This window comes from Tritonibacter sp. SIMBA_163 (assembly GCF_046535935.1).
Lineage (GTDB): Bacteria > Pseudomonadota > Alphaproteobacteria > Rhodobacterales > Rhodobacteraceae > Epibacterium > Epibacterium scottomollicae.
This window is the reverse complement of record NZ_JAWJBP010000001.1, coordinates 186960-202951: the sequence shown is the minus strand read 5'-3', so window position 1 is coordinate 202951 and position 15992 is coordinate 186960. Positions and strand designations below refer to the sequence as shown.

14 protein-coding genes are annotated in these 15992 nt (G+C 61.4%); 4 read left to right on the top strand and 10 right to left on the bottom strand.

What is annotated here, in order from left to right:
• Window positions 1–93: 93 nt before the first annotated feature.
• Complete coding sequence (locus tag R0J92_RS00860) at window positions 94–576, top strand: fasciclin domain-containing protein (RefSeq protein WP_106162091.1); 483 nt, start codon at window positions 94–96, stop codon at window positions 574–576.
• 85 nt (window positions 577–661) lie between these two features.
• On the opposite strand, the gene R0J92_RS00855 is transcribed toward R0J92_RS00860, so the two are convergent.
• The 10 genes from R0J92_RS00855 to coxB all read right to left on the bottom strand — a co-directional run bounded on the left by R0J92_RS00855 (window position 662) and on the right by coxB (window position 10059).
• Window positions 662–2083 (bottom strand): FAD-binding oxidoreductase, encoded by a 1422-nt coding sequence (locus R0J92_RS00855; RefSeq protein ID WP_411050400.1) that lies wholly within the window; start codon window positions 2081–2083, stop codon window positions 662–664.
• A 340-nt stretch (window positions 2084–2423) separates the two neighbouring features.
• Window positions 2424–3014, bottom strand: coding sequence for a GNAT family N-acetyltransferase (locus R0J92_RS00850; protein ID WP_106162090.1), 591 nt, complete (start codon window positions 3012–3014; stop codon window positions 2424–2426).
• Window positions 3014–4276, bottom strand: coding sequence for a M16 family metallopeptidase (locus R0J92_RS00845; protein ID WP_106162089.1), 1263 nt, complete (start codon window positions 4274–4276; stop codon window positions 3014–3016). The genes R0J92_RS00850 and R0J92_RS00845 overlap by 1 nt, the downstream gene beginning before the upstream one ends.
• A complete protein-coding gene (gene thrC, locus R0J92_RS00840) occupies window positions 4273–5664 on the bottom strand; it encodes a threonine synthase (protein ID WP_411050399.1) in 1392 nt (463 codons plus the stop codon). The genes R0J92_RS00845 and thrC overlap by 4 nt, the downstream gene beginning before the upstream one ends.
• Before the next feature lie 14 nt (window positions 5665–5678).
• Entirely contained in the window at window positions 5679–6341 is a 663-nt protein-coding gene (locus R0J92_RS00835) for an SURF1 family protein (protein WP_411050398.1), read from the bottom strand.
• Window positions 6342–6480: 139 nt separating this feature from the next.
• The gene (locus R0J92_RS00830; protein ID WP_106162086.1) at window positions 6481–7296 is read right to left on the bottom strand and encodes a cytochrome c oxidase subunit 3; all 816 of its coding nucleotides are present in this window, start codon (window positions 7294–7296) and stop codon (window positions 6481–6483) included.
• 25 nt (window positions 7297–7321) lie between these two features.
• Window positions 7322–7909: a cytochrome c oxidase assembly protein gene (locus tag R0J92_RS00825; protein ID WP_106162085.1), complete on the bottom strand. Its 588-nt coding sequence runs from the start codon at window positions 7907–7909 to the stop codon at window positions 7322–7324.
• Window positions 7910–7914: 5 nt separating this feature from the next.
• Window positions 7915–8076: a cytochrome C oxidase assembly protein gene (locus R0J92_RS00820; RefSeq protein WP_106162084.1), complete on the bottom strand. Its 162-nt coding sequence runs from the start codon at window positions 8074–8076 to the stop codon at window positions 7915–7917.
• Between the two features lie 5 nt (window positions 8077–8081).
• Window positions 8082–9023, bottom strand: a complete 942-nt coding sequence (gene cyoE, locus R0J92_RS00815; RefSeq protein WP_106162083.1) for a heme o synthase — start codon at window positions 9021–9023, stop codon at window positions 8082–8084.
• Window positions 9024–9144: 121 nt separating this feature from the next.
• Window positions 9145–10059 carry a cytochrome c oxidase subunit II gene (gene coxB, locus R0J92_RS00810; RefSeq protein WP_411050397.1) on the bottom strand — a complete coding sequence of 305 codons (915 nt, stop codon included), beginning with the start codon at window positions 10057–10059 and terminating at the stop codon, window positions 9145–9147.
• Window positions 10060–10240: 181 nt separating this feature from the next.
• On the opposite strand from coxB, the gene tldD reads away from it, so the two are divergent.
• From tldD to topA, 3 genes are all read left to right on the top strand, one after another.
• Window positions 10241–11662 carry a metalloprotease TldD gene (gene tldD, locus R0J92_RS00805; protein ID WP_411050396.1) on the top strand — a complete coding sequence of 474 codons (1422 nt, stop codon included), beginning with the start codon at window positions 10241–10243 and terminating at the stop codon, window positions 11660–11662.
• A gap of 344 nt (window positions 11663–12006) precedes the next feature.
• Window positions 12007–13158, top strand: coding sequence for a DNA-processing protein DprA (gene dprA, locus R0J92_RS00800; RefSeq protein WP_411050395.1), 1152 nt, complete (start codon window positions 12007–12009; stop codon window positions 13156–13158).
• 140 nt (window positions 13159–13298) lie between these two features.
• Window positions 13299–15968 carry a type I DNA topoisomerase gene (gene topA / locus R0J92_RS00795; RefSeq protein WP_411050394.1) on the top strand — a complete coding sequence of 890 codons (2670 nt, stop codon included), beginning with the start codon at window positions 13299–13301 and terminating at the stop codon, window positions 15966–15968.
• Window positions 15969–15992: the final 24 nt, after the last annotated feature.

The following is a 15992-nucleotide window of genomic DNA, read 5'->3' as shown; positions in this document are numbered from 1 at the left end:
ATCCGCCACATCCAAAGCGGCGCCTGTCTCGTTGTACCCCACAGATGTCGCGGTTGCGGCGTCCTCAGTGATACAAATGACAGGAGAGTTTTCATGTTCCGCAAGATCGCTTTTGGTACCGTTGCAAGCTTCGCCCTCGCCACCGCTGCCTTTGCTGATGGTCATTCCAAGGATATCGTCGACATTGCCGCGGGCAACGACGACTTCGAAACTCTGGTCGCCGCCGTAACGGCGGCTGATCTGGTGGACACGCTGAAAGGCGACGGGCCGTTCACTGTCTTCGCCCCGACCGATGCTGCGTTTGAGGCGCTGCCCGACGGCACCGTGGAAACGCTGCTGAAGCCGGAAAACAAGGATCAGCTGGTGTCCATCCTCACCTACCACGTGGTGCCCGGCAAGGTGATGTCCTCCGATCTGACCGACGGCATGATGGCCGCAACGGTTCAAGGCCAAGAGGTCACCGTGAAGATTGAAGGTGGTGCAATGGTCGATGAGGCTTCTGTGATCCAGGCCGACATCGAGGCGTCGAATGGCGTCATCCATGTGATCGACAAGGTCATCATGCCGGGAAGCTAAGACCCGGCCACACTCACGGATCTAGCGATATGTACGACAGGGGAGCCTCCGGGCTCCCCTTTTTTTGCGGTTTGCGCCTGTCGGATCAGAGACCCGGAACCACCGCGCCCGGGTTCATGATGCCGTGTGGATCAAGGGCGTTCTTGATCGCGCGCATGGCCGCCAGTTTGGTCGGATCGCCATAGCGGTCAAGATCACTGACCTTCAATCGGCCAATGCCGTGCTCTGCACTCACGGACCCACCGAACTCGAACACCAGATCATGAATGATCCGTTTCACCTCGCCGCGCAGATGCTCAAAGTCAGCACGCGTGTCGCCGGCGCCGGGGAAGACGTTGTAGTGCAGGTTGCCGTCGCCAAGGTGCCCGAAACAGTTGATCCGCAGACTTGGCTCAAGGTCGGTGATCGCCGCCCAGCCTGCCGGAATGAACTCCGGAATACGGGAGATCGGCACGGAGATATCATGACTGGAGATCGACCCGATGCGCCGATTGGCCTCCGGGATATGCTCTCGCAGAGACCAGAGCGACAGCCGCTGTGCCTCGGACTGAGCGATGACACCATCGTCGGACAGACCAGCCTCCATGGCCGCCCCGAACAGGTCTGCCAGCGCCTCCTCTGCATCCTGCCCCTTGCCGAGGCCAAGTTCGATCAGCACGCACCACTCGGGATGTGTCTCGAACGGTTGCCGCAGATCCGGCAATGTCTCGGCGAGAAACTCCAGACCCTGACGGTGGATAAGCTCAAAGGCACTCACACCCTCCCCCACGGCATCGCGGGCAAGGCTCAGCAGCTCTATCGCAGCTGCGGGATCGCGAATGGTGAAAATGGCCGTGCCCGGGCTTGCAGGGATTGGCGAGAGCTTCAGCGCCGCAGCGGTGATGATACCGAGGGTTCCTTCGGCCCCGATCAGCAGGTTCCGCAGATCATACCCGGTGTTGTCCTTTCGCAGGCGCGACAGCCCGTGCCAGATCTCTCCTGTCGGCAGGACGGCCTCCAGACCAAGGCAAAGATCGCGGGCGTTGCCATAGCGCAGCACATTCACACCGCCCGCGTTGGTCGCAAGGTTCCCCCCTATGCGGGCCGTACCTTCGGCAGCGAGGGACAGCGGAAACAGACGCCCCACCTCTGTTGCGGCAGCTTGCACATCGGCCAGCACCGCGCCCGCTTCGGCGATGATCACATTCTCCGCCGGATAGCTGGCGCGGATCTGGCGCATGCGCTCGGTGGACATCAGGATCGGTGCCGGACCGTCAGGCATCACCTGCCCCCCCACCAGCCCGGTGCCACCGCCGTAGGGGATCACACCGACATGCGCCGCGTGGGCCGCGCGGATAATTTCGGCGACCTCATCGACGTTTCGAGGCAGCGCCACGGCAGCGGCTTGCCCCTTATAGCGCCCGCGGGGCTCTTCCAAATAGCGGGTTTCGGGCGTGCGCAGCGTGTCCGCCGGAAGGCGGGCCGAGAGCGCATCGAGAAAGGCGGGATCTGCGGGTTTGAGGCTCATGAACACTGCATCGGCAATCTGCACAGCAAAGGCAAGCCCACAGTCGGGCCGCGAGGTCGCATCGCGCGCAACTGCACGCCAGAGGCGCGATACCAGTTTGCTCTGGTCTCAGAAAATCATGACGGTTGGCACAAGTAGACTGGCGCGGGTCTCCTGTCTGGAGACCGCACCAGCCGTTTGGCTTTGTCAGCCAAAGGTACAGTTCACCACATCACTCGCACAGGTAGAGTTTATCTGCTGCACCGGGATCATCACGTAAAAACTGCACGGCGCCATTCCCATTTTCGTGAACGCACCGTGATCTTTACGTGAGTTGCGCAGTGGAACTATGGCGGCAGGCTCAGGCCTGACCAACCATGGTCTTGCCCCGCCGGTCGCTACGCAGCGCAGAATAAAGGACATGAGTGCGCCAGCGCCCGTTGATTTGCAGGTAGGATTGCGCGACGCCCTCGTATTTGAAGCCGGAGCGCTCCAACAGCCCGCGCGAGGCGGCATTTTCCGGCAGGCAGGCGGCTTCGATGCGGCTCAGATCAAGGCGGGTGAAGGCGTGGTGGACCACGGCGCCGATTGCCTCACGCATGTAGCCTCTGCGCGCAAAACGGGTGCCGGTCCAATAGCCAATCGTCCCCGCCATGGCCGGTCCCCGGCGAATATTGTCAAGCGTGATGGCCCCGACCAGCGCATCATCCTCGCGACGGAACAGGAACAGCGGCATGGCAGAGCCCTGCGCAGTAGAGCGTTTGGCCCAATAGACCCGGTTGGTGAAGGACTTTCGGCTCAGATGATCCGGGGACCACGCGGGTTCCCAGGGCACCAGCGCGGCCTGGCTTTGCTGACGCAGTGAGGCCCATCGCCGGAAATCTGCATGCACCGGCAGCCGGAGCGTCAAGCGCTCCGTCTCCAGTTTAAGCGTCCGACGGGACAGAAGCATCAGGCCGCACGCCTCCGGGCAATCTCCTCCAGGCTCGGGGCGTCAGCCACCGGTCCGTAGAGGGCAAGCGCAGCCGGAGCCTCGCGCGAGATTTGTGCCGCCATGGCGCGCACATCGGCGGTGGTGACCGCGTCGATCTTTGCCACCGTCGCCTCCAGCGTCGGCACACGATCCCAGATCTGCACCAGACGGGCCAGACGTTCGGCGCGGTTGGAGGGGCTTTCCAGCCCCATCAGCATGCCCGCCTTCATCTGCGCGCGCGCGCGTTCGACCTCGGCATCCGACATGTCGTCGGCGGCGCGTTTCAGCTCGTCCACGGTGATCCCCACCAGATCGGAAACCTGATCGCCGGAGGTGCCCGCATAGACGGTCATCATGCCGGTGTCTTCATAGGCGCCCGCCTGCGAGAAGATCGTGTAGCAGAGGCCGCGTTTCTCGCGCACCTCCTGGAACAGGCGCGAGGACATGCCGCCGCCAAGTGCTGCCGCATAGATCTGCGCGGTGTAGATGTCATCAGCGCGGTAGCTCGGGCTCTCGAAGGCCAGTGCCACATGGGCCTGCTCCAGCACCTTGTCGCGGCGCATCTCGCCACCAACAAAACTCGCAGTCTCAACCCCTTCCTGCTGCTTTGGCTCCAGGTCGCCAAACAGCGCTTCCGCCGCTTTCACCAGCTTGTCGTGATCCACCGCACCGGCGGCAGACAGGACCATTTGACCGGGGCCATAGTGTTCGGCCACAAAGCGGCGCAGGTCTTCCTTGGAAAAGCTGCGCACCCGCTCGGCCGGGCCGAGGATGGAGCGGCCAATGGCCTGATCACGGTAGCTTTCTTCCTGCAGCCAGTCGAAGATGATGTCGTCGGGTGTGTCCAGCGTCTGGCCGATCTCCTGCAGGATCACGCCGCGCTCCACCTCGATCTCACGGTCATCGAAGATGGAGTTCAGCACGATGTCGGAGATCACATCAAAGGCAAGGTCCACATCTTCCTTCAGCACCCGCGCGTAATAGGCCGTAACCTCGCGGCTGGTATAGGCGTTGATATAGCCGCCCACGTCCTCGATGGCCTCGGCGATCTGCAACGCGCTGCGCCGCTTGGTCCCCTTGAAGGCCATGTGTTCCAGGAAATGGGCGATACCATTCTGTTCGAGCCGCTCGTGACGAGCGCCCGCCGAAACCCAGATGCCGATAGCAGCAGACTGCAGCCCCGGCATGTACTCAGTGACGATACGAAACCCGTTCGGCAGGGTGTCTTGTTTAACGGTCAATTGGCGATGTGCTTTCTGATGTGTTCTTCGATTGTGCCGAGATCATTGGCGATCCGGGTCACACGTTCCGATCTTTCATACAGATCTGCCATGCGCGGGGGAAGAGGCGGATGCACCCCGCAGGCGTCTTCCACCGCCGCCGGAAACTTGGCCGGATGCGCGGTGGCCAGCGTCACCATCGGCACGCCGTCCGTCAGATGCTCGTTGGCAACCTTCACGCCGACCGCGCCATGGGGGCACAGAAGCTCCCCCGAGGAGGCCAGCTCGGATTTTATGGTCGCCATCGTCTCCTCTTCGGAGGCACGACCAGAGGTGTAAATCTCGCTCAGCGCCTGCATGGCGCCCTGGGACACCTTGAAGCCGCCGCCCGATTTCAGCTCGTCCATCAGCTGCGCCACCGCCTTACCGTCCTGACCATAGGCGTAAAACAGCGCCCGTTCGAAGTTCGACGAGACCTGGATGTCCATCGACGGCGAGATAGAGGGGATTGTCTCGCCCTTGAAGTAACCTTCGCCGGACAGGCAGCGGTGCAGGATGTCGTTCTGGTTGGTGGCGACCACCAGCTGTTCGATCGGCAAACCCATCTGGCGGGCGATAAAGCCGGCAAAGATATCGCCGAAGTTGCCGGTGGGCACGGTGAAGGAAACCTTGCGGTGCGGCGCGCCGAGGGCGGTGGCGGCGGTGAAGTAATAGACCACTTGCGCCAGCACACGGGCAAAGTTGATCGAGTTCACCCCGGCCAGCTGCACCGAATCGCGGAAATCAAAGTCGTTGAACATGTCCTTCACGGCGGCCTGACAGTCGTCAAAATCGCCATCCACGGCAAGCGCATGAACGTTCGACTCTGTCGGCGTGGTCATCTGGCGGCGCTGCACCTCGGAGACGCGACCATGCGGGTACATGATAAACACATTGACCGCATCCAGCCCGCGAAAGGCCTCGATCGCCGCAGAGCCGGTATCGCCCGACGTTGCCCCGACGATGGTCACGCTGTCGCCGCGGCGCTTCAACGCCGTCTGGAACAGCTGGCCGATGAGCTGCATGGCGAAATCCTTGAACGCCAGCGTGGGCCCATGGAACAATTCCAGCAGGAAGTGATTGGCACCAAGCTGTTTCAGAGGTGCAAGAGCGGCATGATCAAACCCCGCATAGGCGCGGGCGATAATTTCCCGAAACTCGCTTTCGCTGAAGGAGCCGGAGACAAAGGGCCACATCACCCGGAACGCAACCTCTTCATAAGGCTGACCCGCAAACTCCGCGATATCCTCGGCGGACAGCGTCGGAATTTCGGCAGGGACATACAGCCCGCCATCGCGCGCAAGCCCTGTGAGCATGGCCTCTTCAAACGTAAGTTCCGGCGCTTGGCCGCGGGTGGAGATGTATTTCATGGCGTCAGTTCCTGTCAGGTTTTGGCGCGCGTACGCAAAAGAAAGGCGGCAGTCATGGCAGCCCAGATCAGGGCGAGTGAAAACCACGTGATGGCATATTGCAGATGGTTGTTCGGGATGCCCGTGGTGGAGACCGGCAGCGGGCGGGGCGCCTCGGCCCCGTCGCGCAGCACCACCAGAAGCGGCTCGGTGTTCAGCCGCTCTGCCATATAGGCGATGTCGCGGGCGTAGAGAATATTGGTGTCTTCCTCCGGCGGCGGCGTGGTCCAATCGCCCTCGTCCGGCCACAGCAGGTTGCCGGTGATTTCGACCGGGCCGCCAGCACGGGCACTGTCTTTGTCCGCGTCGCGAATATAGCCCCGGTCCAGCAGGATCCGGCGGCCCGACGCGGTCACAAAGGGGGAGATCACCCGGTAGCCAGCGCCCTGCGCTTCGGTCACCCAGAACACATGCAGCTCTTGCAGGGCGATTTCGCCTGCGATGGCCACGGCAAGATATCGGTCGGTCTGCGGGTCGGGGTTGGCCGGCAAGGGCACTGGTGCGGCGGCGATGCGGGTCTCGATCATCGCGAGGATATCTTCCTTCCACGCCAGTCGCTGCAGCTGCCAGACCCCAAGCGCCAGCAGCGCCGCAAGGCCGAGCCCGCCCACAAGGCCGAGAAAGATCATCCGTCGCATCGCGCGCGTGCTCCTGATCCGGTGGTCATAGTTGTCCCCCTGGAACCGCAAGGGGCGCGCGGGATGATCCCGCGCGCCCCGTTAGATACGTGCTGTTTGCCAAAAGGAAAACCGCAATCATGTATCCGCTACATTGAGATCAGTGCGCCAGTCCGGCGGTGCCCCAGATGTAGACCGCAACAAAGAGGAACAACCAGACCACATCGACGAAGTGCCAGTACCAGGCTGCCATCTCGAAACCGGCGTGCTGTTTCGGGGTGAAGTCACCCTTCATCGCACGGATCAGGCAGACGATAAGGAAGATCGTGCCGAGCACCACGTGAAAGCCGTGAAAGCCGGTCGCCATGAAGAAGTTGGAGTAGAACTCGTCACCACCGAACTCCCAGCCTTCGTGCAGCAGGTGCACATATTCGTAGCCCTGCAGGACGGTGAAGAACACACCGAGCACGATACCAATGGCCAGACCGTTGATCAGGCCCTTGCGGTCATTTTCGTGCACCAGCGCATGGTGCGCCCAGGTCACGGCACAGCCCGAAAGCAACAACACCAGCGTGTTGATCAACGGCAGGTGAAACGCGTCCACGGGATAGATCTCCGGCGCCACATATTCGGTGCCGACATAACGCTCCATCGGGTACATGGCGTGTTTGAAGAATGACCAGAACCAAGCGAAGAAGAACATCACCTCGGACATAACGAACAGGATGAAGCCATACCGCAGGCCGATCAGCACCACGGGGGTGTGATCGCCGGCCTTGTTCTCGGCGATGGTCTCGGACCACCAGCAGAAGGCGGAGTAGAGCACGGCGACGAGGCCCGCCCAGAACAGCCAGGCTGTAACGTCGTGCATCCAGAGCACGGCGCCAAAGAGCATGACGAAGGCGCCAATGCTGCTGATCAACGGCCAGATCGACGGCGGCAGAATGTGGAAGTCGTGATTTTTAGCATGCGCCATTTTAAGTGTCCCTCACCAAAGCGGCCTAGTTCAGTTCCGTCTCTGCCCCGGATGTATCTCCGGTGTCGAGGGCGGCATAGCCCTCGGGCAGATCGATCTCGTGAAATGTGTACGACAAGGTGATCGTATGCACAAATTTTGCCTCCGCGTCCTCGACAATCTCGGGGTCCACGAAGAAGGTCACAGGCATCATCACCCGCTCCCCAGGTTGCAGCACCTGCTCATTAAAGCAGAAACACTGAATTTTCTCAAAGTAGTAGCCAGCCGAATAGGGCGCCACGTTGTAGGAGGCCTGCCCTGCGACGGGACGATCCGTCGGGTTATAGGCCTCGTAGAAGGCCAGCCCGGTCTCACCGATCTTCAGTTCCATGATCCGTTCGACGGGTTTGAATTCCCACGGCATATCGCGGTCCTTCGACGCGTCGAAGCGGACCTTGATCGTTTTGTTCAGTACCTGATCAGACCCGGCATCAGCGACCTGGGTCACGCCACCAAAGCCGGTGACACGGCAAAACCAGTCGTAGAACGGGACAGAGGCCCAGGCCAGTCCGCCCATCAGGGTCACCACGCCGACCAGCTGTATCACTGTCTTTTTAGGACCGCTCATCGCCATCAGGTTTACTCTCCGCCTTCGATTTCGGGGAACGTAAAGCCGGCTGACGTCACTTTGACCATGGTCAGCGCCAATACCAGAACGACAAATCCGGCCAGCAGCAGGCCAACGCCAAAGTTGCGGCCTTTGCGTCGGTTGTGCAGCTCATGTTCCTTGCGCAAGCTCATCTCAGTTACCAGCCTCCCAGACCATATGGTTTCAGCAGCGCCTCTGCGAGGATCGCTCCAAAGTGCAGAAACAGATAGAGCAACGACAGCTTGAAGAAAGAGCGCTCCACTTTGAAGTTGTCATCCTCGCAGATCGCCTCGTCACGGCGCCAGATCTGCACGGCCCCTTTGAGGAACAGCGCATTCAGCACCAGCGCGACGGTCAGGTAGATCGGACCACCGACACCGGTAAAGGCGGTGGCGAGAGCGAAGGTCGCGAGAATGATGGTATAAACGAGGATATGCTTGCGGGTGGATCGACGACCATGTGTCACGGTCAGCATCGGCACATCCGCGATGTCGTAGTCGTTGCGCATGAAGAGCGCCAGCGCCCAGAAATGCGGCGGGGTCCACAAAAAGGTCAGCGCGAACATCAACCACGGTTCAATGGTCATCGACCCGGTTGCCGCGATCCAGCCGATGACCGGCGGGAAGGCCCCTGCCGCACCACCGATGACGATATTTTGCGGCGTCGCACGCTTCAGCCACATGGTGTAGACCACCACATAGAAGAAAATGGTGAAGGCCAGAAACGCCCCCGCAAAGACGTTGGTCGCCAGCGCCAGCATGATCACCGACAGGCCAGACAGCGCCAGACCGAGGCTCAGCGCTTCGCCTTTGTCGACTTTGCCTGCGGGAATTGGACGCGACTTGGTGCGTTTCATCACCTGATCGATATCGGAGTCCCACCACATGTTGAGCGCACCGGACGCCCCACCGCCAATGGCGATGAACAAAATCGCGCAAAAACCGACAACCGGATGCACCCCAACCGGCGCTGCGAGCAAGCCGACGAGGGCGGTGAACACAACCAGCGACATGACGCGCGGTTTGAGCAACGCAAAGTAATCGCCCAAGGAGGCGTCATCTTCACGGATCATGCTTGCGTTGATGCTGGCGTCGCTCATGTCTCAAGCTCTTTTCGGGTCTGTGACGGCCACGCATTCTAAGCGTGGCCGTTTTTCAGGAAACGGGCATGGGTGCCTCCGCACCTGCTCTGGCGAGCAAGGCGCAGAAGCAGAATCGTCCTCAGTTGGAGGCGACTTGGAAGCTTTGCGGCAGGCCGGCGTATTCATCGATCGCGCCATTCAGCCATTCGTCATAGGCTTCCTGGCTCACAACCTTGACCGTAATCGGCATGTAGGCATGGTCCTTGCCGCACAGTTCGGAACACTGACCGAAATACACGCCTTCCTGCGTCGGCTTGAACCACAGCTCTGCCAGACGGCCCGGAACCGCATCCTGTTTCACGCCGAAGGCTGGCATCGCCCAGGAGTGGATCACATCGGCACCGGTCACCTGCATAACGATGGTCTTGTTCACCGGAACAACAACCGCAGTGTCCGTGGCCAGAAGGAATTCGTCACCCGCATAGCCTGCGTCTTTGAGCTTCAGCTCCATCGCTTCGTTATAAACGAAGGGTGTCACGTCGGCGTCAGCCGGGCGCGCGCTTTCGTTCAACGTGGCCGGGTGTCCAATCAGGTAGCTGTCGAAGGCAAAGTCGTGATCGACGTACTCGTAGCCCCAGTACCACTGGTAGCCGGTGACCTTGATGGTCACGTCGCCTTCAGGGATTTCCTGCTGGCGGAACAGTTCCGGCAGCGAGAAGGAGCCGATGACGATCAGGATAAGGATCGGCACAACGGTCCACGCGATCTCGATCGGTGTGTTGTGGGTGAAGCTGGACGCTTCCGGGTTGGCGCGGCGGTTGAAGCGCACAATGGCGTAGAGCATCAAACCGGCGACAAAGATACAAACCGCAGTGATGATGATGAGAATCATGTGGTCCAGCTGGTGAATACCTTCCGCCAGTTCGGAGGCCGCCGGCTGGAAGCCAAGGTTGCCATCTGTCGGCTTACCAATGGTTTCCAGACCTTCTTGCGCCATTGCTGGAAGGCTCGAAAGAGCGGCGATAAAGCCCGAAAGCGTCAAAGCATTCTTCATGTCGTTTCCTGATCGCTTGATCGTTGCATGGGACGGGGTCGCGGAATCGTTCAGAAAAACTCTGCTGCGCCCGTTGTCTTTGAGGCTGTTAAAAATCATATTCTGGAGAGGTTATAAAGAGGGTAGCTCGCGTCATAGCGTCGCTTTCTTGACTTAGATCAAAAAAATCGAGGCCCATTTGATGGATACACCCGCATTTCGCCCCTTTGAGACCACCCTCCCCGAGGATGAGGCGCTGCCGGTTCTGCGCGACGCGCTCGCCGGAGCCGACGATGGCGAGATTTTTGCCGAGCGCACCAAGTCGGAGGCTCTGGTCTTTGATGATGGTCGCCTGCGCACCGCGAGCTACGACGCGGCCGAGGGCTTTGGGCTGCGAGCCGTCCGCGGCGAGGTGGCGGGCTACGCTCACTCCACCACTATGTCCGTCTCGGCCCTGAAACGCGCTGCCGAAACTGCGCGGCTGGCTGTCGGCGCCGGCGGCGGCACCATGGCCCCTGCCCCGCAGGCCACCAATCAGAAACTCTATGGTGACCTCGACCCGATCGCCGCACAGGCCTTCCCCGTCAAGGTGGAGACCCTGCGGGAGATCGACAGTTTTTCCCGCGAGCTGGATCCGCGCGTGGTTCAGGTCTCGGCCACTCTGGCCGCATCGTTGCAGGAGATTGAGATCCTGCGCGCCGATGGCACCCGGATGCGCGACGTCCGACCGATGACCCGTGTCAACGTCTCGGTCATTGTCGAGGACGGCGGACGACGCGAAAGCGGCACCGCGGGTGGCGGCGGGCGTGTGGGCCTTGATGGGCTGATCCTGCCGCAGGACTGGCAGGCCAAGGCCCGCGAGGCGCTGCGGATCGCGCTGGTCAACCTCGAGGCCGAACCCGCTCCGGCCGGGGAATTTGATGTGGTGCTTGGGCCCGGCTGGCCCGGCATCCTGCTGCATGAGGCCATCGGCCATGGGCTTGAAGGTGACTTCAACCGCAAAGGGTCGTCTGCCTTTGCCGGGCTGTTGGGGAGCCGCATCGCCTCCCCCGGTGTCACCGTGCTGGACGATGGCACGATCCCCGACCGGCGCGGTTCAATCACCATTGATGACGAGGGCACGCCCAGCCAGAAAACCACGCTGATCGAAGACGGTATTCTGGTCGGCTACATGCAGGATCGCCAAAACGCCCGCCTGATGGGGGTCGAACCCACCGGCAACGGTCGACGCCAGAGCTTTGCACATGCGCCGATGCCGCGAATGACCAATACATATATGTTGGGCGGTGACGCGGCCCCCGAAGATCTCGTCAAGGACATGAAGGATGGCATCTGGGCCGTGGGCTTTGGCGGCGGTCAGGTGGACATTACCAATGGCAAGTTCGTCTTCTCTTGCACCGAGGCCTATCGGGTGAAGGATGGCAAGATCGGTGCGCCGGTGAAGGGCGCCACCCTGATCGGCGATGGTGCCACCGCCCTTCAGAAGATCCGCGGCCTTGGCAATGACATGGCACTCGATCCGGGTATGGGGAACTGCGGCAAGCAGGGCCAGTGGGTGCCGGTCGGTGTTGGCCAACCCAGCGTGCTCATGGGTGGCCTGACGGTTGGCGGCTCTGCCACCTGAGACACTGTCGACACGCAAACATTCAGGCGATTCATTCCTTGTGATGAATCGCCTGTTCCAGCCCATCAGCCGCAGTCATGCCGCCATGGGTGCGCGCTTACGGTTGTTTAACGAAGTAGGCAAAATCGAGCCCGATTCAGCCCGAAACGGACACATATTTACCAAGTATCGCCCGCAAAACCTGTGATCGCGGCGTCAGTCAAATGCATGCGCGACACCAATATCGTTCTTTTTCAGTGACATAGCGAAAAGTACCGAAAAATCTCGATAAATCCGCGCGGTGTTCACCACCTGTTAACCGCGAAAGTCGTAAACCTAGTCTTGCAACAAGGCGAGGCGAGGGCATGACCGGAGAAGCAAATTCTTCCACTCACCCCCCACTCCCACCCACCACGGAAGATCAAAGGTATTCCTGGCTTCGTCTGTTGCGTTCCCGAGGAATTGGGACAGTGACCTTCTACCGGCTTCTGGCCGAGTATGGATCAGCGCAGAATGTGCTGGATAAGCTGCCCGAAGTGGCAGCGGCTGCGAGCGTAAAAGGGTACAGAACGTACTCAAAAGACCAATTAGACGCCGAGCTTGACACAGCAAAAGCCGCCAATGCGCGGCTTTTGTGCTTTGGCGATCCTGAATATCCCGCTCCTCTTGCGGCCATCCCCAATCCGCCGCCTGTGCTCTGGGCGATGGGCGATTTGTCGTTGTTGTCACGCCCGGCGATCGCCATCGTTGGCGCGCGCAATGCCTCGTCGCTGGGGCGGCGCATGGCCTATGCGCTGGCCCGCGATCTCGGCGCTGCAGGCTATACGGTGGTCTCGGGTCTGGCGCGCGGCATTGACGCCAGCGCGCATGAGGGCGCGCTTGGATCCGGCACAATTGCGGTGCAGGGCGGCGGCGTCGATATCATATACCCGTCCGAGAATACCCGGCTGGCGCAGTCCATTGCAAAGCAGGGCCTGCGCCTGTCGGAGCAGCCCATGGGACTGCAACCCCAGGCCCGCCACTTCCCACCGCGCAACCGCATTATCGCAGGCATCGGGCTTGCTACCATCGTTGTTGAGGCTGCGGTGAAATCCGGCAGCCTGATCACCGCCCGCGACGCGCTCGATCTGGGGCGCGACGTGATGGCGGTGCCCGGACATCCGTTTGATGCCCGCGCCAGTGGTGGCAACCTGCTGATCCGGGACGGCGCTGTTCTAGTGCGCGACGCCCAAGATGTGATCGACGCGCTGCCGCCGCTCGACCATTCGCCTGCCCCCGTGAGGCCCATAGATCCCGCAGACCTCCCTCCTCCTCCGCCGGAACGACGCAGCCTGCGGCAGACCGCCGCGCTGCATCAGCAAATACTTGATCGACTGGCCATGGCGCCCACCCCCGAAGGCCAGTTGATAGACGATCTGGACAGCACCGCCCGCAGGGTGCGCACGGTGCTGACCGACCTTGAACTTGCGGGCGAAATTGGCCGCGGGCCCGGCGGGGTGATCATCAAGAAACGCTGATTTCCGGGCTCCAAATGCGCCCGGCCCTGTAGGATATCCGGGCTGGCTTTCTTCGCCCGGATTGACATTCTCCCCTTGCGCGACACATGTTGCCCCGCCATAGAGCGCGATTAAACCCGTATGGAAAGGTGCCTATTTTTATGCCAGTCGTCGTCGTCGAATCACCGGCCAAAGCTAAAACGATCAACAAGTATCTGGGCTCCGACTACACCGTTCTGGCATCTTATGGTCACGTACGGGACCTGCCCGCCAAGAACGGATCGGTACAGCCGGACGATGATTTTGCCATGACCTGGGAGGTCGGCAACGACTCCAAGAAACATGTGCGCGCCATCGCCGAAGCGCTGAAAACCGACAATGCCCTGATCCTCGCGACTGACCCTGATCGCGAAGGCGAGGCGATCAGCTGGCACCTGCAGGAGGCGCTGACCAAGCGCCGTTCGATCAAGAAGGACACCGACGTCAAGCGGGTGACCTTCAATGCGATCACCAAGGAAGCTGTCACAGAAGCCATGCGCAACCCGCGTGAAGTCGACCTGCCGCTGGTGGAGGCCTATCTGGCCCGCCGCGCACTGGACTATCTCGTCGGGTTCAACCTCTCTCCGGTACTGTGGCGCAAACTGCCCGGTGCCCGGTCGGCCGGTCGCGTGCAATCGGTCTGCCTGCGTCTGATCGTCGAGCGCGAGATGGAGATCGAAGCCTTCAACCCGCAAGAATATTGGTCGGTGCGCGCCCATCTGGCGACCCCGCGCGGCCAGTCCTTCGAGGCACGACTGACGGTTCTGGGCGGCGAAAAGCTCGACAAGTTCAGCTTGGCAAATTCCACCGCCGCCGAACTGGCGGTGCAGGCCGTGGCCAGCCGCAAGATGTCGGTGCTGTCGGTCGAAGCCAAACCTGCCGCCCGCAACCCGTCGGCGCCCTTCATGACCTCGACCCTGCAACAGGAGGCCAGCCGCAAGTTCGGCATGGGCGCCAAACAGTGCATGAACACCGCGCAGCGCCTCTATGAGGCCGGTCTCATCACCTATATGCGGACCGACGGCATCGACATGGCGCCCGAGGCGGTCACCGCCGCACGCGAGGAAATCGCGACCCGCTATGGCAAGGATTATGTGCCGGGCGAGCCGCGCATCTACAAGAACAAGGCCAAGAACGCGCAGGAAGCCCACGAGTGTATTCGCCCCACGGACATGAGCCGTGACGCCAAGAGCCTCAAGGTTTCTGAGGACGACCAGCGCAAGCTCTATGATCTGATCTGGAAGCGGACACTGGCCTGCCAGATGGCCGGTGCCCGGATGGAACGCACCACGGTCGACATCGGCTCCGACGACAAGCAGGTGGTGCTGCGCGCCACCGGTCAGGTGGTGCTCTTCGACGGGTTCATGCGGGTCTATGAAGAAGGCCGCGATGATGTGGTGGACGAGGACGACAAGCGCCTGCCCCAGATCATGCAGGGCGAGAGCCTGAAATTTGGCTCCTCCCTCGCCGCGCAGGCTGAAAAGCCCGGCAAGGACGGCTCCCGCCTGTCCGAGGATGGCGCTACGCTGGCGCTGCAGCACCATACACAACCACCGCCGCGCTACACCGAGGCGACGCTGGTCAAACGCATGGAAGAGCTGGGCATCGGTCGCCCGTCCACCTATGCCAGCGTCATCACCACGATCCAGGACCGCGAATACGTTCGCAAGGACAAGAACCGCCTGTTCCCCGAAGACAAGGGGCGGATCGTGACCATCTTCCTGCTGAACTTCTTCAAGCGCTACGTGGAGTATGACTTTACCGCCGCACTGGAAAACCAGTTGGATGACGTGAGTGCCGGGGGCAAGGATTACAAGGAACTGCTGGACAGCTTCTGGCGCGATTTCTCGGCGGCGATCTCCGAGGCCTCGGATCTGCGGATCTCCGAGGTGCTGGATGTGCTGGACGAAGCGCTGGCACCGCAGCTCTATCCACCGCGCGAAGATGGCGGCGACCCGCGCCAATGCCCGAAATGCGGCGCAGGCCAGCTGCATCTGAAGACCTCGCGCACCGGCGGGTTTGTCGGCTGCGGCAACTACCCGGAGTGCAATTACACCCGTCCGATCTCCGGCGAGGGTGCCGAAGGCTACGAACGGGTGCTGGGCGAGGATGATGGTGACGAGATCCACCTGAAATCTGGTCGCTTTGGCCCATATGTGCAACGCGGCGAAGCCACGCCCGAGAACAAGAAGCCACCACGGTCCTCGCTGCCGAAACAGGGCAAGGACTACCTGCCCGGTTGGGGGCCGAACGACATCACGCTGGAACAGGGGGTGACCCTGCTGACCCTGCCGCGCGAAATCGGCGCACATCCCGATGGGGGCGTGGTGTCCTCGAACCTTGGTCGCTTCGGACCCTACATCATGCACCAACGCCCGGATGAGGAAAAACCGGTCTATGTGAACCTCAAGGAGACGCTGGACGTCTTCGAGATCGGCATGAACCGGGCGGTGGAGATGCTGGCGGAGAAGCGGGCCAATCCGGGCCGGGGCCGTTCCGCCGCGGCCAAGGCGCTGCGCGAGCTGGGTGAACACCCCGGCGAAGGCGGGCCGGTCAACATCATGGACGGGCGCTACGGGCCATATGTCAAATGGGGCAAGATCAATGCGACCCTGCCCAAGGACACCGAGGCCAAGGATGTGACCATGGAGATGGCGGTCGAGCTGATCAACGAGAAGGCTGGCAAGACGGGCAAGAAGAAAGCACCTGCCAAGAAGGCCACCGCTAAGACCAAGACCGCAGCGAAAAAGGCCCCTGCCAAGAAGAAAGCGGCCAAAACCTCTGGCGAATAACCGCGCTGGCGGGGGGCTCCCGCC